This is a genomic window from Citrobacter sp. RHBSTW-00671 (genome assembly GCF_014103415.1).
Taxonomy (GTDB): domain Bacteria; phylum Pseudomonadota; class Gammaproteobacteria; order Enterobacterales; family Enterobacteriaceae; genus Citrobacter.
Genome location: NZ_JABXPR010000003.1, coordinates 81,475 through 107,120, shown reverse-complemented (window position 1 = coordinate 107,120; position 25,646 = coordinate 81,475). Strand labels below are relative to the sequence as shown.

Genomic DNA, 25,646 nt, shown 5'->3' with positions numbered 1-25,646 from the left:
CCATACTTATGGCGACGGCCATTGACGGAGGGAGACACAATGCACTGGCAAACGCATACCGTTTTTAACCAACCTGTACCGCTCAATAACAGCAATTTATACCTGTCCGATGGCGCACTGTGTGAAGCCGTTGCTCGCGAAGGCGCGGGCTGGGACAGCGATCTTCTCGCCAGTATTGGCCAGCAATTAGGGACCGCAGAATCGCTCGAGCTGGGCCGCCTGGCCAATACCTTTCCCCCCGAATTATTGCGTTACGATCCGCAGGGGCAGCGCCTGGATGATGTGCGGTTTCATCCCGCCTGGCATTTACTGATGCAGGGATTGTGCGCAAATCGCGTGCATAACCTGGCCTGGGAAGAGGAGGCGAGGCAGGGCTCGTTTGTTGCCCGGGCGGCACGTTTTATGCTGCATGCGCAGGTGGAGGCGGGCACCTTGTGCCCGATAACCATGACCTTTGCCGCCACGCCGCTGTTACTGCAGATGCTACCTTCACAATTTCATGACTGGTTTACCCCTCTGCGCAGCGATCGCTATGACTCACATTTGCTGCCCGGTGGACAAAAGCGTGGGGTGCTGATTGGTATGGGAATGACGGAGAAGCAAGGGGGTTCAGATGTGCTGAGCAATACCACTCAGGCTGAGCGTCTTGCAGATGGCTCATATCGCCTGGTGGGACATAAATGGTTTTTCTCCGTGCCGCAAAGCGATGCCCATTTGGTGCTGGCGCAGACAAAGGGGGGATTATCCTGCTTTTTTGTACCGCGATTCTTACCTGATGGTCGACGCAACGCCATCCGCCTTGAACGCCTGAAAGATAAGCTCGGTAACCGTTCTAATGCCAGCTGTGAGGTTGAGTTTCAGGATGCCATCGGCTGGTTGCTGGGCGAGGAAGGGGAAGGTATTCGCCACATCCTGAAAATGGGCGGTATGACGCGTTTCGACTGCGCGCTGGGTAGTCACAGCATGATGCGACGCGCTTTTTCCGTGGCGATTTATCATGCACATCAGCGGCAGGTATTTGGTAAACCTTTGATCGAACAACCGATGATGCGTCAGGTACTAAGCCGAATGGCGTTGCAGTTGGAAGGGCAGACCGCGTTACTGTTTCGGCTGGCGCGAGCCTGGGATCGCCGCACCGATACGAAAGAAGCCCTGTGGGCCAGATTATTCACACCCGCAGCGAAATTTGCCATCTGCAAAAATGGCATGCCGTTTGTTGCCGAGGCCATGGAAGTGCTGGGTGGGGTGGGATATTGCGAAGAAAGTGAGTTGCCCCGTTTGTACCGTGAAATGCCGGTGAACAGTATCTGGGAGGGTTCCGGCAACATTATGTGTCTTGATGTATTGCGGGTGCTGACGAAACAACCCGGCATGTACGATATGCTCAGTGAGGCTTTTGCTGAAGTAAAAGGGCAAGATCGTCATTACGATCGGATGGTGCGTCAGTTACAGCAACACCTACGTAAGCCCAGTGAGGCGTTGGCGAGGGAGATTACGCAGCAGCTTTTTCTACTCGGGTGTGGCGCGCAGATATTGCGTTATGCCTCTCCGCCAGTGGCGCAGGCCTGGTGTCAGATGATGCTGGATACGCGTGGTGTAAAACAGTTGTCTGCACAGGTGCAGAGTGATTTGCTACTGCGGGCGACGGGAGGAATACGGTAATACTGTGCCAGATGGCGATGCTGTCGCGTCGTATCCTGCCTACGTTCAATACAGGCAGGATACGTTTACGCCATCCGGCAATCTGTTATGCATAAAGTATGGCCTGTACGCGCCAGTTATCTGGCTGCTGTTCTTCATACATCTGAATAATCCGGTACCATGAGGCACCTTGTTCATCCGCTTTTAACGCCACAATGCGTTCTACGTCCTGCGGGTTTCCTGCAATGTTACTGACCGATATCAGGCCAATTTCGTTCAGGCCTGTTACGCAGTCAGCACTGGCGAACTCGGCAGACTGCGCCGTTGTACCGACCAGTCCGGCAGAAAGCAGCAGTGAGGATAAGGCAAGTGATTGTTTCATCGTCAGCTCCATTATTCGTACCCCTACACATGGCAGGGCATTCCATCGCGATAATAAACCTCAAGCTCCCTGCTGTTGGTTTATTGTGCACAGGTAAACGCATAGGGGCGCAAAGCAATGTAAAGCTGACTAAATTTCAACCCAATGTTATTTACGATACAAAATAGCTTGTGAATACCATTGGCCTGTCACGATGGTCTCATCAACTAATAAGACCACGTAATAATCAGCTTTAGCCGCGACGGCTTTGGCACGGATCTCTGCCAGCGCATCATCTGGAGAGCCTCTTACCAGCGCATTGACTGTCCCTATTCGCTGCAACCCGTTGCTCTGGTCGCGGCGGATCTCTTGCGGGTGGTCGGCTACGGGCGGTGCAGGTTGTGGTGTACCCTGTAGCACACTACAGGCGCTTAAAAACGTCACCAGCAACAAAGAGGCAAACCGACGCATAACTCTATCTCGTTTCCTGATAGCCATAGTGTAGTGCCTTATTAAATTCCCTTTAGGGGAATGTTCCCGAATTGTTATCTCTCACGCGATTTTCGAATGAAAATGTTGCGAAAGCGTAACCCAGTTCTCAACATTATGAATCATTGCTGAACACATTCACTTGCGTTAAGTATTTCTCCATGGCATACCAGAAAAAAAGAGGCGACAAATGATCGAAATTGAAACACGCCAGCTGGCTGGTATCCCTGTCCTGCACGCCGTTCCTGCGGGTAAACGCGAGTGCTCACTCCCTTGTATTATCTTCTATCACGGGTTTACCTCTTCAAGTCTGGTCTACAGCTATTTTGCCGTTGCTCTGGCACAGGCCGGATTCCGGGTCGTGATGCCTGATGCGCCCGATCATGGCGCACGCTCCACGAGTGACGCTCAGGGGAGAATGTATCGCTTCTGGCAGATTTTGCAGCAAAATATGCAGGAGTTTACGACGTTACGTGCGGCGCTGGTGGCAGAAAATTGGCTATCAGATGAACGTCTTGCCGTCGGGGGTGCCTCAATGGGGGCAATGACGGCTCTGGGCATTATGGCACGTCATCCTGACGTAAAATGTGCAGCGAGCCTGATGGGGTCGGGTTATTTTACCCGGCTTGCACAAACGCTTTTTCCCCCTGTAGCGGTTCAGACGCCAGAACAGCAGGCGGAATTTGATAAGATTATCGGCCCGCTAGCCGAGTGGGATGTCACACACCAGTTGCAACGTCTGGCCGACAGACCATTGCTGTTGTGGCATGGCCAGGATGACGATGTGGTTCCGGCTGTGGAAACGTTCCGTTTGCAGCAGGCGTTAATTCAGGCAGGTCTGGATAACCATCTGACCTGCCTGTGGGAAGCGGGTGTCCGACACCGCATCACGCCAGAAGCGCTCGCTGCGACAGTATCGTTTTTCCGCCAGCACCTTTAAACGCGCATAATGTTCACGCCCTGAGCCTCAAGTTGTTGCAGAATCTCAGGGTTAGCATTTTTGCCGGTAATCAGCATATCGATTTGATCGGCGCGACTGAACAACATCCCCGCACGCTCACCAACTTTACTGCTATCGACCAGCACCACCAGTTTGCCGACCACGTTGAGCATCTTTTGCTCTGCCATCGCCGTCAGCATATCGGTTTTATACAGTCCATCTGCGGTCAGTCCTTTACCACTCGTAAACATCCAGTGTCCGGCATACAGGCTATTTTCGCTGCCCTGCGGGCTAAGCGTGATGGATTGGCTCTTGTTGTATTGCCCTCCCATGATGATCACACTGTCATGCTCCTGGTCGATCAGATAGTTTGCCAGCGGCAGATAATTCGTGATGATCTGCACGGGTTTGCCACACATTTCGCGACCCAGCAGGAAGGCGGTTGAGCCGCAGTTGATCACCACGCTTTCTCCGGCATTCACTAGCTGGGATGCCGCTTTGGCAATGCGAACTTTTTCATCGTGATTCTGTGCCTGGTGCAGATTCATCGGTGTCCAGCGTGGGCGCTGCTGGGTAATGGCTTCTGCGCCGTTACGGACTTTTTTGAGTTTGCCGCTTTCGTCGAGTTTGTTGATATCCCTGCGTGCTGTGGCCGGTGAAATCCCCAGGCGCTCAATCACGTTCTCAACGGTAACAAAGCCCAATTGCGCCAGCATATCCAGCAATATTTGATGTCTTTGTGCTTCAGTCATGAGCTATTCCGATACAAATTGATTTGAAAAGATGATATTTGAAATAGCCTGGAAATACTAAGTAAATGGGAAAAAATGCCGGGAGAAACCGGCATTTTGTGTGGATCACAGGAAGGATTTAAACGGTAAATCCGGCTCAATCGTGAAGCAGTCATCAAAGCCGCGCGGATAGTGATATTCAAAGTTATCTTTGTCCAGCGGCCAGGTGAACTTGCCGCCGACCTGCCAGATAAACGGCTTAAAGCCATACTTCAGCCGATCTTTTTTCATGTTCCACAGGACGCGGATCTCCTGTGGATCAGCCTGAAAGTTTGACCAGATATCATGATGGAAAGGGATCACCACTTTTGTATTTAAGGATTCCGCCATACGCAGTATGTCGGAGCTGGTCATCTTGTCCGTAATCCCACGCGGGTTTTCACCGTAGGAGCCGAGCGCGACGTCGATCTGATGCTCGTTGCCATGCTTTGCATAGTAGTTGGAATAGTGCGAGTCTCCGCTGTGGTACAACGTGCCGCCCGGAGTCTTGAACAGATAGTTGACCGCGCGTGCATCCATGCCATCTGGCAGCACGCCAGCGGCTTTCTGATCGGCTGGCAGGGTGATTAACGCAGTACGATCAAATGCGTCAAGCGCATGAATTTCAATATCTTTCACGTTAACCACATCGCCGGGTTTTACCACGATGCAGCGCTCTTGTGGTACACCCCAACCGATCCACAGATCGACACAGGTTTGCGGTCCGATAAACGGTACGTCGTCTGCACAATTCTGCATGATGGCGGCGGCGACATTCACATCAATGTGATCGTTATGATCGTGCGTAGCAAGAACCGCGTCGATCTGACGAATAGCAAACGGATCAAGGACAAACGGCGTAGTGCGCAGGTTGGGTTGTAGTTTCTTTACACCCGCCATGCGCTGCATTTGGTGGCCGGTTTTCATCAGTGGATTGCCGTGGCTTTGTTTACCGGTGCCGCACCAGAAATCGACGCAGACGTTAGTCCCGCCTTCCGACTTCAGCCAAATTCCAGTACAGCCAAGCCACCACATCGCAAAGGTGCCTGGTGCAACCTGTTCCTGCTCGATCTCTTCATTCAGCCAGCTTCCCCACTCCGGGAATGTGCTCAGGATCCATGATTCACGCGTGATGCTTTTTACTTTACTCATCGCAATTACCTTCATGTTTGTTCAAGTTGAATCAAATTGTGATTTGTTTTGATTGATACTGACATCATTTTATCAAGAAGGCAATGTGCTGATTTTTCTTATTCAGCGGGTAAGTGTGAGGAAATCACTACATAGCAGGATGATTTGTAAGAAATGAATTTTTGTATTTTATTGTTTTAATGAGGTTTATTTTTTATTTTCTGAATAAAGATTAAAACCATGCTGCAAGCAAGAGAATTATTTGCGTACTGCATCACATTTAATCAAATTCAATCTTGTTGTGATTACTTTTGAAAACTAGAGTGAGAGCACAACATCCTGGGCATCTGTAATGAATGTTCAGCAACTTCGTCTTCTGGAGATCGTTATGGAGATCCTCTACAACATCTTTACCGTCTTTTTTAATCAGGTTATGACTAACGCCCCACTGCTGCTGGGTATCGTGACCTGTCTCGGCTACATCTTGCTGCGTAAAAGCGTCAGCGTAATTATTAAAGGCACGATCAAAACGATCATCGGCTTTATGTTGCTGCAGGCAGGGTCCGGCATCCTGACCAGCACGTTCAAACCGGTAGTGGCTAAGATGTCTGAGGTCTATGGCATCAACGGGGCGATTTCAGATACCTATGCCTCAATGATGGCGACCATTGAACGCATGGGGGATGCCTATAGCTGGGTGGGGTATGCGGTGCTGTTAGCGCTGGCGCTGAATATTTGTTACGTACTGCTACGGCGTATTACCGGTATCCGCACCATCATGCTGACCGGACACATCATGTTCCAGCAGGCGGGGCTGATTGCGGTTTCTCTGTATATCTTTGGTTACCCGATGTGGACCACCATTATCTGTACGGCGGTACTGGTGTCGCTCTATTGGGGTATTACCTCCAACATGATGTATAAGCCGACGCAAGACGTGACTGACGGCTGCGGCTTCTCTATTGGTCACCAGCAGCAGTTCGCCTCCTGGATTGCTTACAAAATTGCCCCCTATCTCGGTAAGAAAGAAGAGAGTGTCGAAGACCTTAAACTGCCGGGCTGGCTGAATATTTTCCATGACAACATCGTTTCAACCGCGATCGTGATGACCCTCTTCTTCGGTGCAATCCTGCTCTCTTTTGGCATTGATGTGGTCCAGGCGATGGCGGGAAAGACGCACTGGACGGTGTATATCCTGCAAACCGGTTTCTCGTTCGCTGTTGCCATTTTCATCATCACCCAGGGTGTACGTATGTTCGTTGCTGAACTTTCAGAAGCGTTCAACGGTATTTCTCAACGTTTGATTCCTGGGGCGGTCCTGGCGATTGACTGTGCGGCGATATACAGCTTTGCCCCAAACGCTGTGGTCTGGGGTTTTATGTGGGGCACCATCGGTCAACTGATTGCTGTTGGCATTCTGGTAGGTCTCGGCTCTTCCATTCTGATTATCCCCGGCTTTATTCCAATGTTCTTCTCTAACGCCACTATCGGCGTATTTGCCAACCATTTTGGCGGCTGGCGAGCGGCGCTCAAGATTTGTCTGGTGATGGGCATGATTGAAATATTCGGCTGCGTCTGGGCAGTAAAACTCACCGGTATGAGCGCCTGGATGGGGATGGCTGACTGGTCGATTCTGGCCCCGCCTATGATGCAGGGTTTTGCCTCTATCGGGCTGATTTTTATGGCCGTCATTATTCTGATTGCACTGGCTTATATGTTTTTCGCAGGACGCACCTTGCGCGCTGAGGAAGACGCAGAAAAACAACTGGCAGAACACTCTGCTTAATAAGGAGTTCCGATTATGACCGTACGTATTCTGGCTGTATGTGGCAACGGACAGGGCAGTTCCATGATCATGAAAATGAAGGTGGATCAGTTTTTAACTCAGTCAAATATTGACCACACGGTGAACAGCTGCGCAGTGGGTGAGTATAAAAGTGAACTGAGCGGCGCGGACATCATCATCGCCTCTACCCATATCGCCGGCGAAATTACCGTTTCTGGCAATAAGTATGTAGTAGGGGTACGCAACATGCTGTCTCCCGCTGATTTTGGTCCAAAACTGCTGGAAGTGATTAAAGAACACTTTCCGCAGGACGTGAAGTAAGGACGCGGAATATGAAACTACGTGATTCGCTGGCGGACAATAATTCCATCCTTTTGCAAGCTGAGGTCAGTAGCTGGCAGGAAGCGGTAAAACTCAGTGTTGATTTGCTGGTTAAGGCTGATGTGGTCGAGCCACGCTACTACCAGGCCATTCTCGACGGGGTTGCACAGCACGGTCCTTACTTTGTGATTGCCCCAGGGCTGGCTATGCCGCATGGCCGTCCTGAAGAGGGGGTTAAAAAAACCGGTTTTGCGTTGGTCACGCTGAAAACGCCGTTAGTGTTCAACCATGAAGATAACGACCCGGTCGACATCCTGATAACGATGGCCGCGGTTGACGCTAATACGCATCAGGAAGTCGGCATCATGCAGATCGTTAACCTGTTTGACGATGAAGCCAATTTTGACCGCTTACGTGCCTGCCGCACCGCGCAGGAAGTGCTGGATTTAATTGATAACGCCACTGCGGCGGCTGTTTAAAGGAACAATAAAATGTCATTACCTATGTTGCAGGTTGCGCTGGATAACCAATCAATGGCTTCTGCGTATGAAACGACGCGGCTGATTGCCGAAGAGGTGGATATTATTGAGGTCGGCACCATCCTTTGTATTGCTGAAGGTGTGCGTGCCGTTCGCGATCTGAAGGCGCTCTATCCACATAAAATTGTGCTGGCGGATGCCAAAATTGCCGATGCGGGAAAAATCCTCTCCCGCATGTGCTTTGAAGCCAATGCCGACTGGGTCACGGTGATTTGCTGTGCAGATATCAACACCGCCAAAGGTGCGCTGGAAGTGGCGCACGAGTTTAACGGCGACGTACAGATTGAACTGACTGGCTATTGGACGTGGGAACAAGCACAAGAGTGGCGCGAAGCCGGTATTGGGCAGGTGGTATATCACCGCAGCCGCGATGCGCAGGCGGCCGGTGTGGCATGGGGAGAGGCGGATATCAGTGCCATCAAACGTCTGTCTGATATGGGCTTTAAGGTCACCGTTACCGGGGGCCTGGCGCTGGAAGACCTGCCGCTGTTCCAGGGGATTCCGATTCATGTCTTTATTGCCGGTCGCAGCATTCGCGACGCTGTGTCTCCGGTGGAGGCTGCGCGTCAGTTCAAACGTTCCATCGCCCAACTGTGGGGATAAGGAGCGGATATGTTGTCGAAACAGGTCCCGCTCGGTATTTATGAAAAAGCGCTCCCCGGTGGGGAGTGCTGGCTGGAACGCTTGCAGCTGGCGAAGGAACTGGGCTTTGACTTTGTTGAAATGTCGGTAGATGAAACCGACGCCCGCCTGGCGCGTCTTGACTGGAGCCGCGAGCAGAGACTGGCGCTGGTGGCCGCTATCGCCGAGACAGGGATACGGGTACCGTCCATGTGCCTGAGTGCGCATCGTCGTTTCCCGCTCGGTAGCGAAGATGACGTAGTGCGTGCGCAGGGGCTGGAGATCATGCGTAAAGCCATTCAGTTTGCCCAGGACATCGGTATTCGCGTGATCCAACTGGCGGGCTATGACGTCTACTATCAGGAAGCCAATAACGAGACGCGCCGTCGCTTCCGTGACGGGCTGAAAGAGAGCGTCGAGATGGCAAGTCGTGCGCAGGTGACGCTGGCGATGGAGATCATGGATTATCCGTTGATGAATTCGATCAGCAAGGCGCTGGGTTATGCCCACTACCTCAACAATCCGTGGTTCCAGCTCTATCCTGACATTGGCAATTTGTCGGCGTGGGATAATGACGTACAGATGGAACTGCAGGCGGGAATGGGCCATATCGTCGCCGTACACGTGAAAGATACCAAACCTGGCGTATTCAAAAATGTGCCGTTTGGTGAAGGGGTTGTTGATTTCGAACGCTGTTTCGAGACGCTCAAGCAGAGTGGGTATTGCGGGCCATACCTGATTGAGATGTGGAGTGAAACGGCGGATAACCCTGCGCTAGAAGTAGCGAAGGCGCGCGACTGGGTGAAGGCGCGGATGGCCAGTGCCGGTCTGATGGAGGCAACGTGATACAAGAGCTCAGGCAGCAGGTTTTTGCGGCTAACATGGACCTTCCACGCTACGGGCTGGTGACCTTTACCTGGGGAAACGTCAGCGCCATCAATCGTGAACATGGGCTGGTGGTGATTAAACCCAGCGGCGTCGACTACCGAACGATGAAAGTGGACGACATGGTGGTAGTCGATCTGGACGGCAACGTGGTGGAGGGACGCTATCGTCCTTCTTCAGATACCGCCACCCATCTGGCGCTGTATCGCCGTTATCCGTCGCTTGGCGGCGTGGTGCATACCCACTCAACTCATGCCACAGCGTGGGCGCAGGCGGGTCTGGCAATACCTGCGCTTGGCACGACGCATGCGGATTACTTCTTTGGCGATATTCCCTGTACCCGGGCTTTAACTGAAGCTGAAGTTCAGGATGAGTATGAGCTGAATACCGGTAGGGTGATTGTTGAAACGTTGGGGGAGGTCGAACCTTTACATACGCCAGGCGTCGTCGTGTATCAGCATGGCCCGTTTGCCTGGGGCAAAGATGCTCACGATGCGGTACATAACGCGGTGGTGATGGAAGAGGTGGCAAAAATGGCGTGGATTGCGCGTGGCATTAATCCGGCGCTAAACCCCATCGACGATTATCTGATGAATAAGCATTTTATGCGTAAGCATGGTCCAAACGCCTATTATGGACAGAAGTAACGGCTAAGTCCTGGAGCCAAGTCATTCAGGGGATGTTATCGATCTGGCTTCAGGGCTTTTTTGCAAAAAAAGCCCCCAATAAAGGGGGCAAGTCAAACTGTGGCAATGTTCTCGTTGGTTATTTCCGGGTGCTAGCGATAAATGTCTGCGCTGGCGTGTATGTTGCCATTACTACCGGGCTCTCTGATGAGGATCTCGTGGTAGTAAGTTGCGCCTTGCGCATCTGTCTCTTCGTTCAGAGCCTGAGTGGCTTCACTTTCAGTGGCGAAGTTATGATTTATGTAAATTACGCCTAAGCTCTGTACATCATCCATATTTCTGGCCTGATGATTGTCAATTTTGATGGCTGCCATTGCATTTGCGCTCAGCAAAAGCACAGCCAGAAGGGTCAAAACACGGGCTCGCATAGGTACCTCCTCGACTGCGGTCTTTGGTTGCTTGTCTCCTGTGAGTCGTTAGCTTCTGATGTAATTTTAACCGTAACCAACGTAGTCGATAGCGACCATTTCTGATGCAGTTGTTCAAAAAATTACCGCATTGCCATCTTTCCTTTAATTAACAGTCAGCTGATATCTCTCGCTGCGATAAAAAAAATACCTGTTTCCCAGGCATAAACTCTTACCAAATTGTCAATTTAACCCGAGGAGTACGCCGTTTATAGTGGGCCGAATAATCAACATAACTTTATGATTATAAGGCAAAAACTTATGGATACTTCATTCATGGATTTCAGCTACTTTGTGATTATGTTTATGGTCGCGCTGGTGGCTGGCTTTATTAACGTGGTGTCAGGCGGCGGCGGGTTTCTTTCTATTGGCGCATTACTGATTTCCGGTTTACCCCCGGCTAACGCGCTGGCAACCAATAAGATTCAGGCGTTGGGCAGTTCGCTGACCTCTGGGATTTACTTTTTACGCCGGGGACACATCAACGTACAGGAACATAAGTACGTGTTCTTATCTGCTTTTATTGGTTCGGCATTAGGTACGACGCTTATTCAGTTCATTGAACCAGAACTGCTGAAAAAACTGCTGCCGGTACTGATTATTGCCGTCGCTATCTACTTTATTTTTGCGCCTAATCTCAGCGAACCGAAGAGAAAGCAAAAAGTCTCCCTGTTTCTCTTTTCGTTGATCGGCGGTGGTTGCATTGGTTTTTATGATGGATTTCTCGGCGCTGGGGCCGGCTCCTTTTATACGCTCAGCTATATCCTGCTGCGGGGATACAGTATCGATAAAGCGCAAATCCACTCGAATTTTATTAACCTGGCGTCGAACATCGCCTCGATTTTGTTCTTCATTTTCGGCGGTAAAATGATCTGGTCGCTGGGGCTGGTGATGTTTGCCGGGCAGTCCCTCGGCGCACGTCTTGGCGCGACTGTCGTACTGACGCGCGGTAAGAAAGTTATCCGACCCATGATTGTGATTGTCTCCATTTGCATCAGCGTCAAAATGCTGCTGGATATGTATTAATGGCGACATGATAAATAATCGTACAAGCACCTTGAGTTTACCTGCTGACCCCAGTATTATGACGCGTCATTTTTCAGCCGACCTTTAACACGTTCCTTGCCTCCATGGGCCTCGGCTGACCCAGACAGGAGGCTGAATAATCCGTAAGGAGCAATTCGATGCGTCATTACGAAATCGTTTTTATGGTCCATCCTGACCAGAGCGAACAGGTTCCGGGTATGATCGAACGCTACACTGCTGCCATCACTGGTGCAGAAGGCACGATCCACCGTCTGGAAGACTGGGGCCGCCGTCAGCTGGCTTACCCGATCAACAAACTGCACAAAGCTCACTACGTTCTGATGAACGTTGAAGCGCCGCAGGAAGTGATCGATGAGCTGGAAACTACCTTCCGCTTCAACGATGCCGTTATCCGCAGCATGGTTATGCGTACTAAACACGCTGTTACCGAAGCATCTCCGATGGTTAAAGCGAAAGACGAGCGTCGTGAACGTCGCGATGATTTCGCTAACGAAACCGCAGATGATGCTGAAGCTGGGGATTCTGAAGAGTAATTTCTGATGACCAACCGTCTGGCGCTGTCCGGCACCGTGTGCAGGGCTCCCCTTCGAAAGGTCAGTCCATCAGGAATTCCTCATTGCCAGTTCGTGCTTGAGCATCGTTCTGTGCAGGAGGAAGCCGGGTTTCACCGGCAGGCGTGGTGCCAAATGCCCGTTATTGTTAGCGGACACGAAAACCAGGCCATTACTCACAGTATAACGGTCGGTAGCGCAGTGACCGTTCAGGGGTTCATCTCTTGCCACAAGGCAAAGAACGGCCTGAGCAAAATGGTTCTGCATGCCGAGCAGATTGAATTGATAGATTCTGGAGACTAGCCATATGGCACGTTATTTCCGTCGTCGCAAGTTCTGCCGTTTCACCGCGGAAGGCGTTCAAGAGATCGACTATAAAGATATCGCTACGCTGAAAAACTACATCACCGAAAGCGGTAAGATTGTCCCAAGCCGTATCACCGGTACCCGTGCAAAATACCAGCGTCAGCTGGCTCGCGCTATCAAACGCGCTCGCTACCTGTCCCTGCTGCCGTACACTGATCGTCATCAGTAATCGGTCACGGTCCATTAATACGACTTTGAGAGGATAAGGTAATGCAAGTTATTCTGCTTGATAAAGTAGCAAACCTGGGTAGCCTGGGTGATCAGGTTAACGTTAAAGCGGGCTATGCTCGTAACTTCCTGGTACCACAGGGTAAAGCTGTTCCTGCTACCAAGAAAAACGTTGAATTTTTCGAAGCGCGTCGCGCTGAACTGGAAGCCAAACTGGCTGACGTTCTGGCCGCTGCTGAAGCTCGTGCTGAGAAAATCAATGCACTGGAAACCGTTACCATCGCGTCTAAAGCAGGCGACGAAGGTAAACTGTTCGGTTCCATCGGTACTCGCGACATCGCTGACGCTGTAACTGCAGCTGGCGTTGACGTTGCTAAGAGCGAAGTTCGTCTGCCGAACGGCGTTCTGCGTACCACTGGCGAGCACGAAGTGAGCTTCCAGGTTCACAGCGAAGTGTTTGCTAAGCTGACTGTAAACGTAGTTGCAGAATAAGTTTTTATTCTGATGACCGCGTAAAAGCGCCGGCCCTGTGCCGGCGTTTTGCTTTTCTACCCTCCTGTTTTTCGCTCTGGCTATTCTTTGTCCTTTTCGGGATAATCATAAAAATAAAACATTATTTCAAAGTGGTGATGGAATGGAACCAACGCACCAACCTCTGTTCGCGCGTAAAAATGTTGTCTACCTGGGCGCAGCCTTCTGTTGCCTGTTGTGGGGGAGTGCTTATCCGGCGATCAAAAGTGGATATGAGATCTTCCAGATTGCCACGGATGACATTCCGTCAAAAATTGTCTTTGCCGGATATCGTTTCCTGTTCGCGGGATTATTGTTGTTGCTGCTGGCGATGGTGCAGCGTAAACCGATTGGCAGGTTAAGCCCGCGCCAGTTTGGCCAGCTTACGCTGCTTGGGCTGACGCAAACCTCGCTACAATACATTTTCTTTTATATCGGTCTGGCATTCACGACGGGTGTAAAGGGGTCAATCATGAACGCTACCGGTACATTCTTTAGCGTGCTGTTGGCCCATTTTATCTATCAAAACGACAAACTAAGCTACAACAAAGCACTGGGTTGTATTCTGGGTTTTACCGGCGTGATGGTGGTGAACTTTAACAGCGGAATGGATTTTAGTTTCAGCCTGTTAGGGGACGGTTCAGTCGTGATGGCGGCCTTTATTCTCTCTGCGGCCACGCTATACGGTAAACGCATTTCTCAGACGGTAGACCCAACGGTCATGACAGGTTACCAATTGGGGATGGGCGGTCTGGCGTTGGTTATCGGCGGTTATGCTTTTGGCGGGACGCTGACCGTACACGGCTCTGCTTCAGTGGCTATTCTGGGTTACCTGACGTTGCTTTCATCGGTGGCCTTCGCTTTGTGGAGCATTTTGCTCAAGTACAACCGCGTGGGAATGATCGCGCCGTTTAACTTCCTGATCCCGGTTTCAGGGGCGGTGCTGTCGTCAATTTTCCTCGGTGAGAACATTCTCGAATGGAAATATGCGGTGGCGCTGGTGCTGGTCTGTTCGGGGATTTGGTGGGTGAATAAGGTGAAGCGGTAACGCCTGATGGCGCTACCGCTTATCAGGCCTACAATCGCGGGGGCCGTAGGCCGGGTAAGGCGAAGCCGCCACCCGGCAATCAGTTCATTTAGCGTGCGCGAATAAAGCTGCCGTTAGGCTGGCGGGTAAACAACACCTGCTGACCATTTCCGCTATCAATGGTTAACCCGGTCACCACCCCATTAGCATTCTGCCTGATTTGGATCATCTGGCCGTCTTTCAAATTGCTCAGCGGCTTCCCGGCGCCTTCCACTTGTGCCATTGCGTACACATCCGTTGGCGGAAGGTTATGGTCCCGGAAGACCTGCGCCAGCGTTTTCCCTGAGTCTACGCGGTAGGTACGCCACTGCTGCTCAATACCACTATTCTGCTGAAAGGGCTGCGTCTGAGGCTGTGATTGCTGGCTCTGTGGCTGTGTATCGGGATCGCCTTCCTGGATGGGTTCCGGCGCAACGGGAGCGACCTGGCCGGGATCATTTTGTGGTGCGACCAACTGTGCCTGAAGCTGCGCTTCAGTTGGCGGCTGGGACTGCGACTGCAAATCCAGCTGTGCATTACGCGTGACCACCGGGGTATCGTTGGTGTCATTGGAAGGGAGCAGGAAACCTATCACCAGCACGATGGCAGCAGCAATAATGCCACGGCGATGCATAGGCGGTAGCGGGTCCATAATGCGAAAATTGTCCGGTGCATGCCAGATTTTCGCCAGGGTTGGTTTTAATTCAAAGCGCCCGGGCATGGCTTTCCTCCTGCTCCGCGTCTCGTTCCTCTGTCATAGAGTATAGATCGCTAACTCTATGATACTTGTTCAGGTACCCGCTTTCGTGACATTGATACGGGCAATAGCATTGTTTCTTTTTCCTCGCGATTTGTCATCTGTTCCCGAGACAAAGTTTTACCGGATGCGGCATGGCTGATATGCTGCCCGCTACTTTACATCCGATGAAAGGAAATATGATGGCTACCCCGACTTTTGACACTATCGAAGCGCAAGCAAGCTACGGCATTGGTTTGCAGGTAGGACAGCAGCTGAGCGAATCCGGTCTGGAAGGGCTGTTGCCTGAAGCGCTGGTAGCGGGTATCGCTGATGCGCTGGAAGGAAAACACCCGGCAGTGCCTGTTGATGTTGTGCACCGTGCGCTGCGTGAAATTCACGAACGCGCTGATGCAGTACGTCGCGAGCGTTTCCAGGCTATGGCGGCTGATGGCGTCAAATATCTGGAAGAAAACCGTGAGAAAGAAGGTGTGAATAGCACTGAATCCGGTCTGCAGTTCCGTGTGTTGACTCAGGGTGAAGGTTCTATCCCGGCGCGTACCGACCACGTACGCGTGCATTATACCGGTAAACTGATCGACGGTACCGTGTTTGACAGCTCTGTTGCGCGTGGCGAACCGGCTGAATTCCCGGTTAACGGCGTGATCCCAGGCTGGATTGAAGCACTGACCCTGATGCCGGTAGGTTCCAAATGGGAACTGACTATTCCTCAGGAACTGGCTTACGGTGAGCGTGGCGCTGGCGCGTCCATTCCTCCGTTTAGTACGCTGGTATTTGAAGTTGAGCTGCTTGAAATCGTGTAAGCAGTAACTTCTGTTCCCCCCGACGCTGGGGGGAGCAACAAAATAGCGTGAAAAGCTATTGTTATGCCGATATCGATATTTTATCTTGCAAATGATGTTATTGCGTGTATTTTTGTGAACTGATTCTCGCTATCAGAGTGATATGACACTCACTTTAAACATAAAATTAACATTATATCTAAATCTTAGTATTCATCCCGCCGATTCTTACCTAATATCGATGAGTCCTGCCAACAGGATCGTCGTATCATAGACACACTAAAGGCCGTAGAGCCTGAACAACACAGACAGGTACAGGAAGAAAAAACATGGTAGATCAGGTAAAAGTCGACGCCGTTGAAGAGGCTTCGTCTGAACAGTCGCTACGGCGCAATCTCACAAACCGTCATATTCAACTTATTGCCATTGGTGGCGCTATTGGTACCGGCCTGTTTATGGGCTCTGGGAAAACCATCAGCCTCGCCGGGCCGTCGATCATTTTTGTCTATATGATCATCGGTTTTATGCTGTTTTTCGTGATGCGGGCAATGGGAGAATTGCTGCTCTCGAATCTCGAATACAAATCCTTTAGTGATTTCGCCTCCGACCTGCTCGGGCCATGGGCCGGGTATTTTACCGGCTGGACCTATTGGTTCTGCTGGGTGGTTACCGGGATGGCAGACGTCGTTGCGATTACGGCGTATGCGCAATTCTGGTTCCCCGGGCTGTCAGACTGGGTGGCATCGCTGGCGGTGATCATTCTGTTGCTGGCTCTTAACCTCGCCACGGTCAAAATGTTTGGTGAGATGGAGTTCTGGTTTGCGATGATCAAAATCGTCGCCATTGTCGGCCTGATTGTCGTCGGTCTGGTGATGGTACTGACGCACTTCCAGTCGCCAACCGGCGTTCAGGCCTCGTTCACTCATCTGTGGAATGACGGTGGCTGGTTCCCGAAAGGTCTGAGTGGCTTCTTTGCGGGCTTCCAGATAGCGGTCTTCGCGTTTGTCGGTATTGAACTGGTGGGGACGACGGCTGCTGAAACTAAAGATCCGGAAAAGTCTCTGCCGCGCGCGATTAACTCGATTCCAATCCGTATCATCATGTTCTACGTTTTCGCGCTGATCGTGATTATGTCCGTGACGCCGTGGAGCTCGGTGGTTCCTACCAAGAGCCCATTCGTTGAGCTGTTTGTGCTGGTAGGTCTGCCAGCGGCAGCGAGCCTGATTAACTTTGTGGTGCTGACATCAGCGGCCTCTTCCGCAAACAGCGGCGTGTTCTCTACCAGCCGTATGCTGTTTGGTCTGGCTCAGGAAGGCGTTGCGCCAAAAGCGTTTGCTAAGCTGTCTAAACGTGCGGTGCCGGCGAAAGGCTTGACCTTCTCCTGTATCTGCCTGTTGGGCGGCGTGGTAATGCTCTATGTGAATCCGAGCGTAATCGGTGCGTTCACCATGATCACCACCGTGTCGGCAATCCTGTTTATGTTTGTCTGGACTATCATTCTTTGCTCTTATCTGGTGTATCGCAAACAGCGTCCACACCTGCATGAGAAATCGATCTACAAGATGCCGTTAGGCAAGCTGATGTGCTGGGTATGTATGGCGTTCTTCGTCTTCGTACTGGTGCTGCTGACGCTGGAAGAGGATACCCGTCAGGCGCTGATCGTCACGCCGCTGTGGTTTATCGCTCTGGGTCTGGGCTGGTTGTTTATCGGTAAGAAACGTATGGCAGGTACGCGTTAATCGCTAAGCAGTGAGATGTAGGCCGGATAAGGCGTTTACGCCGCATCCGGCAATATGCCGTCGGGATTGCCTGATGCGCTGCGCTTATCAGGCCTACGTTCAAGGTCGTTGTAGGCCCGGTAAGGCGAAGCCGCCACCGGGCAAAAGGTTACTCCCCGGCTAACGCACGCGGGAACAACACATTGTTTTCCAGACTGATGTGTTCCATCAGATCGTCGATCATCTCGTTAATGCCGTTATACATTGCTTTCCAGGTGGTGCAGGCTTCTGGCGGCGGCGTTACGTTGTTGGTGATGTGCTTGATCACTTCTACCAGTTCGCCGGCCTCGTCATGTTCGCTTTCCATCACGCTGATTGGTCCCATCGCCTGGCTCCCCATTCCCTGTTTGATCATTGGGAACAGGATTTGCTCTTCTTTCATCATGTGGCTGGACAGCTCTTCATGCAGCATCGTCAGGTTCTTCGCCAGACCACGCGGTACGCTCGGCTTGTCGGCATGAACACGTTCAACTTTAGTGGCTTGCAGGATCAGCTCCGGCAGCTGTTCGCGGTGGCGGTCATGATAACGAATGACGATATGGTCGATGATTTCTGCCAGTGCCACGGTGCGCCAGTCTTTTTCCAGCGGCTGCTCAGCCAACTGAGCGAGCTGCGCTTCGATAGCTTCCACATCCAGCTCTTTACGTGCGGCAGCGCGTGCCAGCGTTTGCTTACCGCCGCAGCAGTAATCCATATCGTATTTACGAAACAGTGCCGACGCGCGAGGAATAGAGAGCGCCAGTTCACCTAAAGGTTGATCGCGATAAGACATAGCCGTTACCTCATTCTCAATAATATAAGATGTATTTTAAATACAACTTATGAGGAAGGATATAACCCTTTCGGGGCAGAGGATTTTGTGATGATTGTCACGAAAATTTCTTATCTCGTTAACATGCTGAATCTTATTGAAAAGGGACAACGCGGTGAAAAAAGCTACGCCGCAAGATTAAATAAGCCGACGCTGCTGCCGATAGTTAGACCTCAGACAATACCTGCATAACTAAAAGGCAACAGATGTTCAAACGAATCAAAGTGATAACCTTACTTATCACCGTGTTACTCGCCCTGGGCGCGATGCAGCTCATTTCCGCAGGCGTTTTTATTGGCGCACTTAAAAACGACAAGGATAACTTTAACGTTTCTCAACTTTCCAGCCAGAACGTGGCGGAGTTTACCGATGCATGGATTAGCCTGAACCAGGCTCGCGTCACGCTAAACCGGGGCATGCTGCGTCTGCAAGGGACGATGGCGAGCGAAATTAATGGCGGACAGTTGACGGAGTTAGTGAACACGGCGAATCGCCTGCTGGCAGACGCAAAAGAGCATTACGATAAATACTACGCGCTGCCGGAAACGCCGGGTCTGGATGAACGTCTGGCAGACCGACTGGAAGAACAGTACGGTATCTATTCTACTGCGCTTGCAAAAATGAACGCGCTGCTGGCTGAAGGCAAACTGGAAGAGATGTTCAAACAGAATGCCGAGCAAAAGCAGACGGCCATGCAAGAGGTTTATCAGGAATGGCGTGCTGCGCAAACCGCGCTGGCGAATGAGGGCGTTCGGGATAACGAAAATGACTACCAGAAAATTATCTGGTTGTTATCCGCCATATTGTTGATTGTGTTAACCGTCATTATTGTCAGTTGGATTGCCATGCAGCGTGTCCTGCTGAAACCACTCCACGAGGTGATGGGGCATATTCGCCATATCGCTTCAGGTGATCTGACCCACACGATTACCGCTGATGGACGTAACGAAATGGCGCTATTGGCCCAGAACGTCCGTGATATGCAGCAGGCGCTGGCGAACACAGTTAGCGTGGTACGTGACGGTGCGGATACTATCTATACCGGTGCGGGTGAAATTGCCGCAGGCAGTAACGATCTCTCTTCGCGCACTGAACAGCAGGCTGCCTCTCTGGAAGAAACTGCTGCCAGTATGGAACAACTCACGGCCACCGTAAAACAGAATGCGGACAATGCGCGACAGGCGACCAGCCTTGCAAAAAATGCCTCGCAGACGGCGCAGAAAGGCGGAACTGTGGTCGACGGTGTGGTGCGTACGATGGATGAAATCGCCACCAGTTCCAGCAAAATTGCGCAAATTACCACGGTTATCGACGGTATTGCTTTCCAGACGAATATTCTGGCATTGAATGCGGCGGTAGAAGCGGCGCGTGCGGGTGAACAGGGGCGCGGTTTTGCCGTGGTGGCCGGTGAAGTGCGCACGCTGGCGCAGCGTAGCGCTCAGGCGGCGAAAGAGATTAAGGCGCTGATTGATGATTCAGGGAATCGGGTCAATGCCGGTACGGCACTGGTGCATGAAGCGGGTGAGACGATGGCGGAAATTGTCAGCGCCGTCACTCAGGTTACCGATATTATGAGCGAAATTGCGTCGGCGTCCGATGAGCAGAGTCGGGGAATCGATCAGGTCGGTCAGGCTGTTGCCGAAATGGATCGTGTGACACAGCAAAACGCCTCGCTGGTGGAAGAGTCTGCCTCTGCAGCTGCCGCGCTCGAAGAGCAGGCGGCCAGACTGAATCAGACGGTGGCGGTGTTTAAAGTGTCGCGCCGGATGGCGGCGTAAACGCCTTATCCGGCCTACAAGGTAGGCCGGGTCCGGCAACATCATGATTGTGAAACCACGACGACGCTCGGTTTTTCCGGTTTGGCTCTGACCGCGACCACCACACCGACAACCAACAGTGCGATGCCGCTCAGGGTCAGCAATGGCGGCATCTCCTGACGCAGAATAAAGGTGTACAACAGGCCTGCCAGTGTTTCAAAGACAATCAGTGGTCCGAGGATCACCGTCGGCAACTTCTGACTGGCGACGTTCCAGCACAGTGCGCCAACCCACGAGCACAATACGGCAATGGCGATCATCAGGCCGATAAACACGTCTGGTCGCGGGCCAAAGGGCAGCGAGAATTCCGGTGTTTGTCCACGCAGCCACAGGCAGGCTGCGATGTACCCCAGCAGCGAAACCGGAAGCGTCACCAGCGCCTGAGCCGTTGCCCACATCATTGGATGCTTATCCGGGTTTTCCCGCAGCCAGCGGGCATTGCGTAGCGCGTACCAGGCCCAGCACACCACGGAGATCAGCGCCAGCGCGATGCCTGAACCATATCGCCAGCCGCTAAAATCAGGCAACCCCTGACTCAGCTCAGAGATATTCACACACAGCAGGCCCATGCCGATCAGTACCAGCGCAGGGGCCAGACGCCACCACGATAATTTGCCGTCACGTTGGCTATAAAGCAGGTTTGCGAAGACCGGGATCACCACCGGTAATGTACCTATAATCATTGTTGAAACGGGGGCGCCGGTGCGCTGAATGGCGCTGGCCAGGCAAACGTAATAAATCAAATTCCCCATCATTGTTAGCGCCAGCGCCGTTATCCAGTCTTTACGCGTCAACTGGCGCAGTCGTCCGCGACCCAGCCAGGCCAACGGTAGTGCGATCAGCCCCAACGCCAGATAACGCCCCATCGACTGTAATACCGCCGGGTATTCCGGCACGATCAAGGGTCCGACAAAAATTAATCCCCACATCAGCCCGGCCAGCAGGGCATACAACACACCGCTAATCATTTTTGACATCCACATCATTAAACATAGCGCTGAGTGTAGGCAGGGAAAACATCACTGTATTGTATGAGATTGCGCATTAGCGCGAATAAACCTGCTTCTGATAGCGTACCGGCGTAATGCCATAGCGATGGGTAAAGGCGCGGGTGAGGTGCGATTGGTCGGTCAGTCCGGTGGCGGCGGCCACATCTGCGGCAGGCATACCATAGGTAAGAAAACCTTTGGCTCGCCACAGGCGGATAGCCATCAGCATCTGATGCGGTGTGACGTGAAAATGAGACTTGAACTGGCGCTGAAAATGCCAGGGACTGAGTGACGCCACGCGAGCCAGTTCATCGAGTGTCACAGGGTGCATGTAGTTATCGTGCAGGTATTCACGCACGCGTTCGAAGCGATGTGACCCCTCCGATAATACCGGTGCATGGCGAGCCAGCGGCTGGAATGTATCGATCAGGTCAAGCAGCAATCCTTTTTGCGCCAGCGGGTCTTCGGTGTTCCACAAACCGTGGATCAATGAACAGATCTGACGCGAACGCAGCGGATCGTGACGGGTAACGTCATGGAACCACCAGTGACGAACGCCGGTGACCTCTTCCAGAAGAGAGGGCTCAAGGTAGATCATCCGGTAGCGCCAGCCGTCGGCGGTTTCAGCTTCACCGGTGTGCAGTTCATCGGGGTTCATGGTGACAACGGAGTGGGCAGGCGCTACGTATTGCGTGCCGCGATAGCGAAAACGCTCGGCACCGGCTTCAATCGCGCCAATGCCGAAAGCCTCATGGGTGTGCGGCTCAAACGCATAACGGGAGATGTGCGCATGATACAGTTCAACGCCTGGCACCTGCGCCAGATGGCGAAAGCGGGCGCTGTCTTTCTCATCAATAAACTGCTCAGGTACACCTTGCACGTTTTCTCTCCCCACGCATCATCCTGTCATTATCAGAGAGGATGCGTGAGGATGCCACCACAATTAACCGATTTTTAACACTTATACGATACCTTTGACGCTGTCCGCCAACGAGGTGGTTGGGCGGCCGATCAGTGTGCTCAGGGTATGGCTGTCGTCGAACAGTCCGCCTTTGGCGGCGCCGACGTCAGAGTCAGCCAGCATGTCCGCCAGTCCGGCAGGCAGACCAAAACCTTTTAGCGCGGCGGCAAAATCGGCTTCACTCAGGTTCTGATACACCACCTTTTTACCACTCTGTTTGGCCAGCTCAGCGGCCAGTTGGCTCAGCGTCCAGCCCTCATCGCCTGCCAGCTCGTAGATTTTACCAGCGTGACCGTCTTCGCTGATAACGCGCGCAGCGGCAGCGGCATAGTCGGCGCGGGTCGCCGAGGCGATTTTGCCTTCTCCTGCAGCCCCAATAAACACGCCGTGCTCCAGTGCCGCTGGCGCACTCGCCAGATAGTTTTCGGTGTACCAGCCGTTACGCAGCAGCGCGTACGCGATACCGGATTCAGCCAGCATCTTCTCGGTTGCCACATGCTCATCAGCCAGCCCCAGCGGGGAGGTGTCGGCGTGCAGCAGGCTGGTGTAGGCGATAAATTTTACGTGGGCAGCTTTCGCTGCGTTAATCACGTTGCGATGCTGCGGGGCACGTTGTCCCACTTCGCTCGACGAGATCAGCAGTAGCTTGTCGATACCCTGTAAGGCAGTTGTAAAGGCGGCTTCATTACTGTAATCCGCCTGACGAACGGTAATGCCCTGCTGGCTAAGCGCCGTCGCTTTAGCGGGATTACGCACAATTGCCACAATCTGGCTGGCAGGGACGGTTTTCAGCAGAGATTCAATAACGTGTTGGCCCAGTTGGCCGGTGGCGCCGGTAATCGCGATCATGGGGTGACTCCTTGGTATTGGTCTTGTGTTTAATCACGCTAACACCTAAACTTACTTTTAGTAAGTACGTACAAAAAGGTTAGTATGAAAATGACAGTTTCGACGCTCTCCCAGCAGTTACGCGATGGCAACTTGTTTGCCGAACAGTGTCCCTCCCGCGAGGTGTTAAAACACGTCACCAGCCGCTGGGGCGTGTTGATTCTGGTGGCGCTGCGCGACGGTACGCACCGTTTCAGCGATTTGCGCCGTAAGATGGGCGGGGTCAGTGAAAAGATGCTGGCGCAATCCCTGCAAGCGTTAGAGCATGACGGGTTTATCAATCGGGTGTCGTATCCGGTAGTACCACCGCACGTGGAGTATAGCCTGACGCCGTTGGGTGAGCAGGTGAGCGATAAAGTCGCCGCGCTGGCGGACTGGATTGAAATAAATTTACCGCAGGTTTTGGCGCAGCGGGACGAGCGGGCGGCGTGATGGGTAGGCGGCGTATTTTGTCGGCCGGATAAGACGCTATAGCGTCGCATCCGGCACAAAAGTTACTTACTTAAATCCAGCTGATAAATGGCGAAACCGATATCATCGGTCGCGACTTTCTTCAGCGGATACTGGCCTTTCTCTTTAATAAACGCTGCGGCTTTATCAGACGGTGATGTTTCAAAGCGAATATCCAGTGGTGTATCGCTGTTAATCGGTGCCAGACGCCAGTTGTTATCTGCTGCCGGGTGGATTTCACCAGCACGCTTCGTCTGTGCTCCAATCCAGGCCGCCAGCACCGAGCGGTTTTCATCCGGAGAGGCAAACGCGATGTGGCTTTCGCCGGTTCCGGCAAATTTACCGCCGTAGGCGCGGTAGTTGTTGGTCGCGACGAGGAAGGTGGTATTCGGATCGATAGGTTTGCCGTTAAAGGTCAGGTTTTTAATACGTTCCGCTTGTGGGTTAACGGTCTGACATTCACCGTCGTAACGGGCCGGCTGTGAAACATCAATCTGATAATTCACGCCGTCAATCACGTCAAAGTTATAGGTACGGAACCCATCCCAGTTAATCAACGACTGCGGCTTGCTGCTGTGAACATCTATCTGATTAAACTGACCGGCGGAACATTCCAGCCACTCTTTCACCTCTTTACCGCTGGCTTTCACCACCACCAGGGTGTTGGGATAGAGATACAAATCAGCGGCGTTACGGAAGGTGAGCTGACCTTTTTCGACTTCCACAAAGCTTGCCGGATCGTTCTTACGTCCTCCGACCTTAAATGGCGCGGCGGCGGAGAGCACCGGCAGTTTTGCCAGATCCGGATCGCCCTGAATAAAGTGTTCCACATAGGCTTTCTGCGCGTTGTTCACCACCTGTACGGTGGGGTCATCCTGTACCAGCGCCAGATAGCTGTACATGTTGTCGGCGGATTTACCGATCGGTTTGCTGACAAACTCACGCGTGGCGTCGTGATCGGCTTTCAGGATCTTAACGATTTTCTGGTCCTCGCCCGCCAGAGATTTTTTCGCTGCGGCGTCGTAAATCGGGCGCGCCTCGGCTTTCGCCTGGGTGACCTGCCATTTACCGCTATCGTTACTCAGCACCAGGTCGACCACGCCCAGATGATCGCCCCACATACCCGGCATGACTGCAGGTACGCCATTGAGCGTGCCTTTCGCGATATCTGCTCCTTTGATGTTGGCAAAATCTTTCCCCGGGAAGACGGCATGAGCATGGCCAAACATAATGGCGTCCACGCCCGGGACTTCGCTGAGGTAATAAACGGAGTTTTCCGCCATGGTCTGATACGGGTCGGCAGAAAGCCCGGAGTGAGCAACCACCACCACGACATCGGCGCCTTTTTCCCGCATTTCCGGAATATATTTACGTGCCGTTTCGGTGATGTCATTCACCGTTACTTTGCCGCTGAGGTTGGCTTTATCCCAGGTCATAATCTGTGGGGGCACAAAGCCGATATAGCCAATCTTCAGCGTCTGCTTGTTCCCTTCTTTGTCGAGCACCTCTGTATCTTTGATCAAATAAGGCGTAAACAGCGGCTTTTGGGTCTTAACGTCGATGATATTGGCGTTAACGTAAGGGAATTTCGCGCCAGCGAGGGCATTGTGCAGATAGTCGAGGCCGTAGTTAAATTCATGATTACCAAGGTTGCCGACCGCGTAGTCCAGCGTGTTGAGCGCCTTATATACCGGATGTGTTTCACCCGCTTTCAGCCCTTTGGCCGCCATGTAATCCCCGAGCGGGCTGCCCTGAATCAGATCGCCGTTATCAACCAGCACGCTGTTTTTGACTTCGCTGCGTGCCGCATTAATCAGACTCGCCGTCCTCACCAGGCCGAATTTTTCAGTCGCCGTATCTTTGTAATAATCGAAATCCATCATATTGCTATGTAAATCAGTGGTTTCCATTATTCGCAGATCGACGGTCGCGGCATTCATGCTGGCTGCAATCAGCGTGGCGAGAAGCGTTGCACTAAACTTAATCATCAGGGGCATCCTTTTAAGATCTAAGCCACAAAAGAAAATGTATATAAATCTTCTTGCTTACAGAACTGTGAATCATGACATGAATATAGCGTTTAAAACCGCAGACGCTATCACAGTTGGCGGATCCCTTGGCGATCGGG

The 25,646-nt window shown here is 52.3% G+C and carries 29 protein-coding genes; 18 read left to right on the top strand and 11 right to left on the bottom strand.

Translation table 11 applies throughout. The annotated features are described in order from the left end of the window. Positions 1-39 precede the first annotated feature (39 nt). On the top strand, positions 40-1,662 hold the full coding sequence (locus HV261_RS25465; RefSeq protein ID WP_202039808.1) for an isovaleryl-CoA dehydrogenase: 1,623 nt from the start codon (positions 40-42) through the stop codon (positions 1,660-1,662). An 85-nt stretch (positions 1,663-1,747) separates the two neighbouring features. On the opposite strand, the gene yjfN is transcribed toward HV261_RS25465, so the two are convergent. Further along, positions 1,748-2,023 (bottom strand): DUF1471 family protease activator YjfN, encoded by a 276-nt coding sequence (yjfN, locus tag HV261_RS25460; protein ID WP_202039807.1) that lies wholly within the window; start codon positions 2,021-2,023, stop codon positions 1,748-1,750. Positions 2,024-2,170: 147 nt separating this feature from the next. Further along, complete coding sequence (gene bsmA, locus HV261_RS25455) at positions 2,171-2,500, bottom strand: biofilm peroxide resistance protein BsmA (protein WP_040232967.1); 330 nt, start codon at positions 2,498-2,500, stop codon at positions 2,171-2,173. A 181-nt stretch (positions 2,501-2,681) separates the two neighbouring features. On the opposite strand from bsmA, the gene yjfP reads away from it, so the two are divergent. After that, on the top strand, positions 2,682-3,431 hold the full coding sequence (gene yjfP, locus HV261_RS25450; RefSeq protein ID WP_202039806.1) for an esterase: 750 nt from the start codon (positions 2,682-2,684) through the stop codon (positions 3,429-3,431). Here the strand turns inward: yjfP and ulaR are convergent. Together ulaR and ulaG are read right to left on the bottom strand one after the other, a co-directional pair. Beyond that, positions 3,428-4,183, bottom strand: coding sequence for an HTH-type transcriptional regulator UlaR (gene ulaR / locus HV261_RS25445; protein WP_202039805.1), 756 nt, complete (start codon positions 4,181-4,183; stop codon positions 3,428-3,430). The genes yjfP and ulaR overlap by 4 nt on opposite strands. 105 nt (positions 4,184-4,288) lie before the next feature. Further along, positions 4,289-5,353, bottom strand: a complete 1,065-nt coding sequence (gene ulaG, locus HV261_RS25440; RefSeq protein ID WP_202039804.1) for an L-ascorbate 6-phosphate lactonase — start codon at positions 5,351-5,353, stop codon at positions 4,289-4,291. A 367-nt stretch (positions 5,354-5,720) separates the two neighbouring features. Here ulaG and ulaA point away from each other — a divergent pair, with 367 nt between their 5' ends. From ulaA to HV261_RS25410, 6 genes are read left to right on the top strand one after another with little or no spacing between them, the layout of a single operon-like run. Continuing rightward, positions 5,721-7,118, top strand: coding sequence for a PTS ascorbate transporter subunit IIC (ulaA, locus tag HV261_RS25435; protein WP_202039823.1), 1,398 nt, complete (start codon positions 5,721-5,723; stop codon positions 7,116-7,118). Between the two features lie 15 nt (positions 7,119-7,133). Next, positions 7,134-7,439, top strand: a complete 306-nt coding sequence (ulaB, locus tag HV261_RS25430) for a PTS ascorbate transporter subunit IIB (RefSeq protein ID WP_045439008.1) — start codon at positions 7,134-7,136, stop codon at positions 7,437-7,439. 11 nt (positions 7,440-7,450) lie between these two features. Further along, complete coding sequence (ulaC, locus tag HV261_RS25425) at positions 7,451-7,918, top strand: PTS ascorbate transporter subunit IIA (RefSeq protein WP_202039803.1); 468 nt, start codon at positions 7,451-7,453, stop codon at positions 7,916-7,918. Between the two features lie 12 nt (positions 7,919-7,930). After that, positions 7,931-8,581, top strand: coding sequence for a 3-keto-L-gulonate-6-phosphate decarboxylase UlaD (locus tag HV261_RS25420; RefSeq protein WP_202039802.1), 651 nt, complete (start codon positions 7,931-7,933; stop codon positions 8,579-8,581). Between the two features lie 9 nt (positions 8,582-8,590). Then, positions 8,591-9,445: an L-ribulose-5-phosphate 3-epimerase gene (locus tag HV261_RS25415; RefSeq protein WP_202039801.1), complete on the top strand. Its 855-nt coding sequence runs from the start codon at positions 8,591-8,593 to the stop codon at positions 9,443-9,445. Beyond that, on the top strand, positions 9,445-10,131 hold the full coding sequence (locus HV261_RS25410) for an L-ribulose-5-phosphate 4-epimerase (protein ID WP_202039822.1): 687 nt from the start codon (positions 9,445-9,447) through the stop codon (positions 10,129-10,131). The genes HV261_RS25415 and HV261_RS25410 overlap by 1 nt, the downstream gene beginning before the upstream one ends. 131 nt (positions 10,132-10,262) lie before the next feature. Here HV261_RS25410 and yjfY read toward each other — a convergent pair whose 3' ends face one another. Beyond that, a complete protein-coding gene (gene yjfY, locus HV261_RS25405; protein WP_202039800.1) occupies positions 10,263-10,538 on the bottom strand; it encodes a DUF1471 family protein YjfY in 276 nt (91 codons plus the stop codon). A 300-nt stretch (positions 10,539-10,838) separates the two neighbouring features. On the opposite strand from yjfY, the gene HV261_RS25400 reads away from it, so the two are divergent. From HV261_RS25400 to HV261_RS25375, 6 genes are all read left to right on the top strand, one after another. Continuing rightward, positions 10,839-11,603, top strand: coding sequence for a TSUP family transporter (locus HV261_RS25400; protein WP_202039799.1), 765 nt, complete (start codon positions 10,839-10,841; stop codon positions 11,601-11,603). A gap of 158 nt (positions 11,604-11,761) precedes the next feature. Continuing rightward, the gene (gene rpsF, locus HV261_RS25395; RefSeq protein WP_003025672.1) at positions 11,762-12,157 is read left to right on the top strand and encodes a 30S ribosomal protein S6; all 396 of its coding nucleotides are present in this window, start codon (positions 11,762-11,764) and stop codon (positions 12,155-12,157) included. A 6-nt stretch (positions 12,158-12,163) separates the two neighbouring features. Then, complete coding sequence (priB, locus tag HV261_RS25390; protein WP_006686338.1) at positions 12,164-12,478, top strand: primosomal replication protein N; 315 nt, start codon at positions 12,164-12,166, stop codon at positions 12,476-12,478. A 4-nt stretch (positions 12,479-12,482) separates the two neighbouring features. Beyond that, positions 12,483-12,710, top strand: a complete 228-nt coding sequence (gene rpsR, locus HV261_RS25385; RefSeq protein WP_000135199.1) for a 30S ribosomal protein S18 — start codon at positions 12,483-12,485, stop codon at positions 12,708-12,710. Positions 12,711-12,751: 41 nt separating this feature from the next. Then, positions 12,752-13,201, top strand: a complete 450-nt coding sequence (gene rplI / locus HV261_RS25380) for a 50S ribosomal protein L9 (RefSeq protein ID WP_137383988.1) — start codon at positions 12,752-12,754, stop codon at positions 13,199-13,201. Between the two features lie 142 nt (positions 13,202-13,343). Further along, a complete protein-coding gene (locus HV261_RS25375) occupies positions 13,344-14,267 on the top strand; it encodes a DMT family transporter (RefSeq protein ID WP_202039798.1) in 924 nt (307 codons plus the stop codon). An 88-nt stretch (positions 14,268-14,355) separates the two neighbouring features. Here the strand turns inward: HV261_RS25375 and HV261_RS25370 are convergent, their stop codons facing one another. Then, complete coding sequence (locus tag HV261_RS25370) at positions 14,356-15,006, bottom strand: LysM-like peptidoglycan-binding domain-containing protein (RefSeq protein ID WP_202039797.1); 651 nt, start codon at positions 15,004-15,006, stop codon at positions 14,356-14,358. A 218-nt stretch (positions 15,007-15,224) separates the two neighbouring features. Here HV261_RS25370 and fklB point away from each other — a divergent pair, with 218 nt between their 5' ends. Further along, the gene (gene fklB, locus HV261_RS25365) at positions 15,225-15,845 is read left to right on the top strand and encodes a peptidylprolyl isomerase (RefSeq protein WP_202039821.1); all 621 of its coding nucleotides are present in this window, start codon (positions 15,225-15,227) and stop codon (positions 15,843-15,845) included. Between the two features lie 308 nt (positions 15,846-16,153). After that, positions 16,154-17,563: a D-serine/D-alanine/glycine transporter gene (cycA, locus tag HV261_RS25360; RefSeq protein ID WP_137383985.1), complete on the top strand. Its 1,410-nt coding sequence runs from the start codon at positions 16,154-16,156 to the stop codon at positions 17,561-17,563. Between the two features lie 148 nt (positions 17,564-17,711). Here cycA and ytfE read toward each other — a convergent pair whose 3' ends face one another. Further along, complete coding sequence (gene ytfE, locus HV261_RS25355; RefSeq protein ID WP_137383984.1) at positions 17,712-18,374, bottom strand: iron-sulfur cluster repair protein YtfE; 663 nt, start codon at positions 18,372-18,374, stop codon at positions 17,712-17,714. Between the two features lie 245 nt (positions 18,375-18,619). Here ytfE and HV261_RS25350 point away from each other — a divergent pair, with 245 nt between their 5' ends. Continuing rightward, a complete protein-coding gene (locus HV261_RS25350) occupies positions 18,620-20,191 on the top strand; it encodes a methyl-accepting chemotaxis protein (protein WP_202039796.1) in 1,572 nt (523 codons plus the stop codon). A gap of 41 nt (positions 20,192-20,232) precedes the next feature. On the opposite strand, the gene HV261_RS25345 is transcribed toward HV261_RS25350, so the two are convergent. From HV261_RS25345 to HV261_RS25335, 3 genes are all read right to left on the bottom strand, one after another. Beyond that, positions 20,233-21,198: a DMT family transporter gene (locus HV261_RS25345; RefSeq protein WP_202039820.1), complete on the bottom strand. Its 966-nt coding sequence runs from the start codon at positions 21,196-21,198 to the stop codon at positions 20,233-20,235. A gap of 76 nt (positions 21,199-21,274) precedes the next feature. Next, entirely contained in the window at positions 21,275-22,099 is an 825-nt protein-coding gene (locus HV261_RS25340; protein ID WP_202039795.1) for an AraC family transcriptional regulator, read from the bottom strand. Between the two features lie 81 nt (positions 22,100-22,180). Continuing rightward, positions 22,181-23,029 carry an SDR family oxidoreductase gene (locus tag HV261_RS25335; RefSeq protein WP_202039794.1) on the bottom strand — a complete coding sequence of 283 codons (849 nt, stop codon included), beginning with the start codon at positions 23,027-23,029 and terminating at the stop codon, positions 22,181-22,183. Positions 23,030-23,119: 90 nt separating this feature from the next. Between HV261_RS25335 and HV261_RS25330 the strand changes: the two genes are divergently transcribed. Beyond that, on the top strand, positions 23,120-23,500 hold the full coding sequence (locus HV261_RS25330; protein WP_202039819.1) for a winged helix-turn-helix transcriptional regulator: 381 nt from the start codon (positions 23,120-23,122) through the stop codon (positions 23,498-23,500). Between the two features lie 62 nt (positions 23,501-23,562). Here the strand turns inward: HV261_RS25330 and HV261_RS25325 are convergent, their stop codons facing one another. Continuing rightward, positions 23,563-25,506, bottom strand: coding sequence for a bifunctional 2',3'-cyclic-nucleotide 2'-phosphodiesterase/3'-nucleotidase (locus tag HV261_RS25325; protein WP_202039793.1), 1,944 nt, complete (start codon positions 25,504-25,506; stop codon positions 23,563-23,565). Between the last annotated feature and the right edge of the window lie 140 nt (positions 25,507-25,646).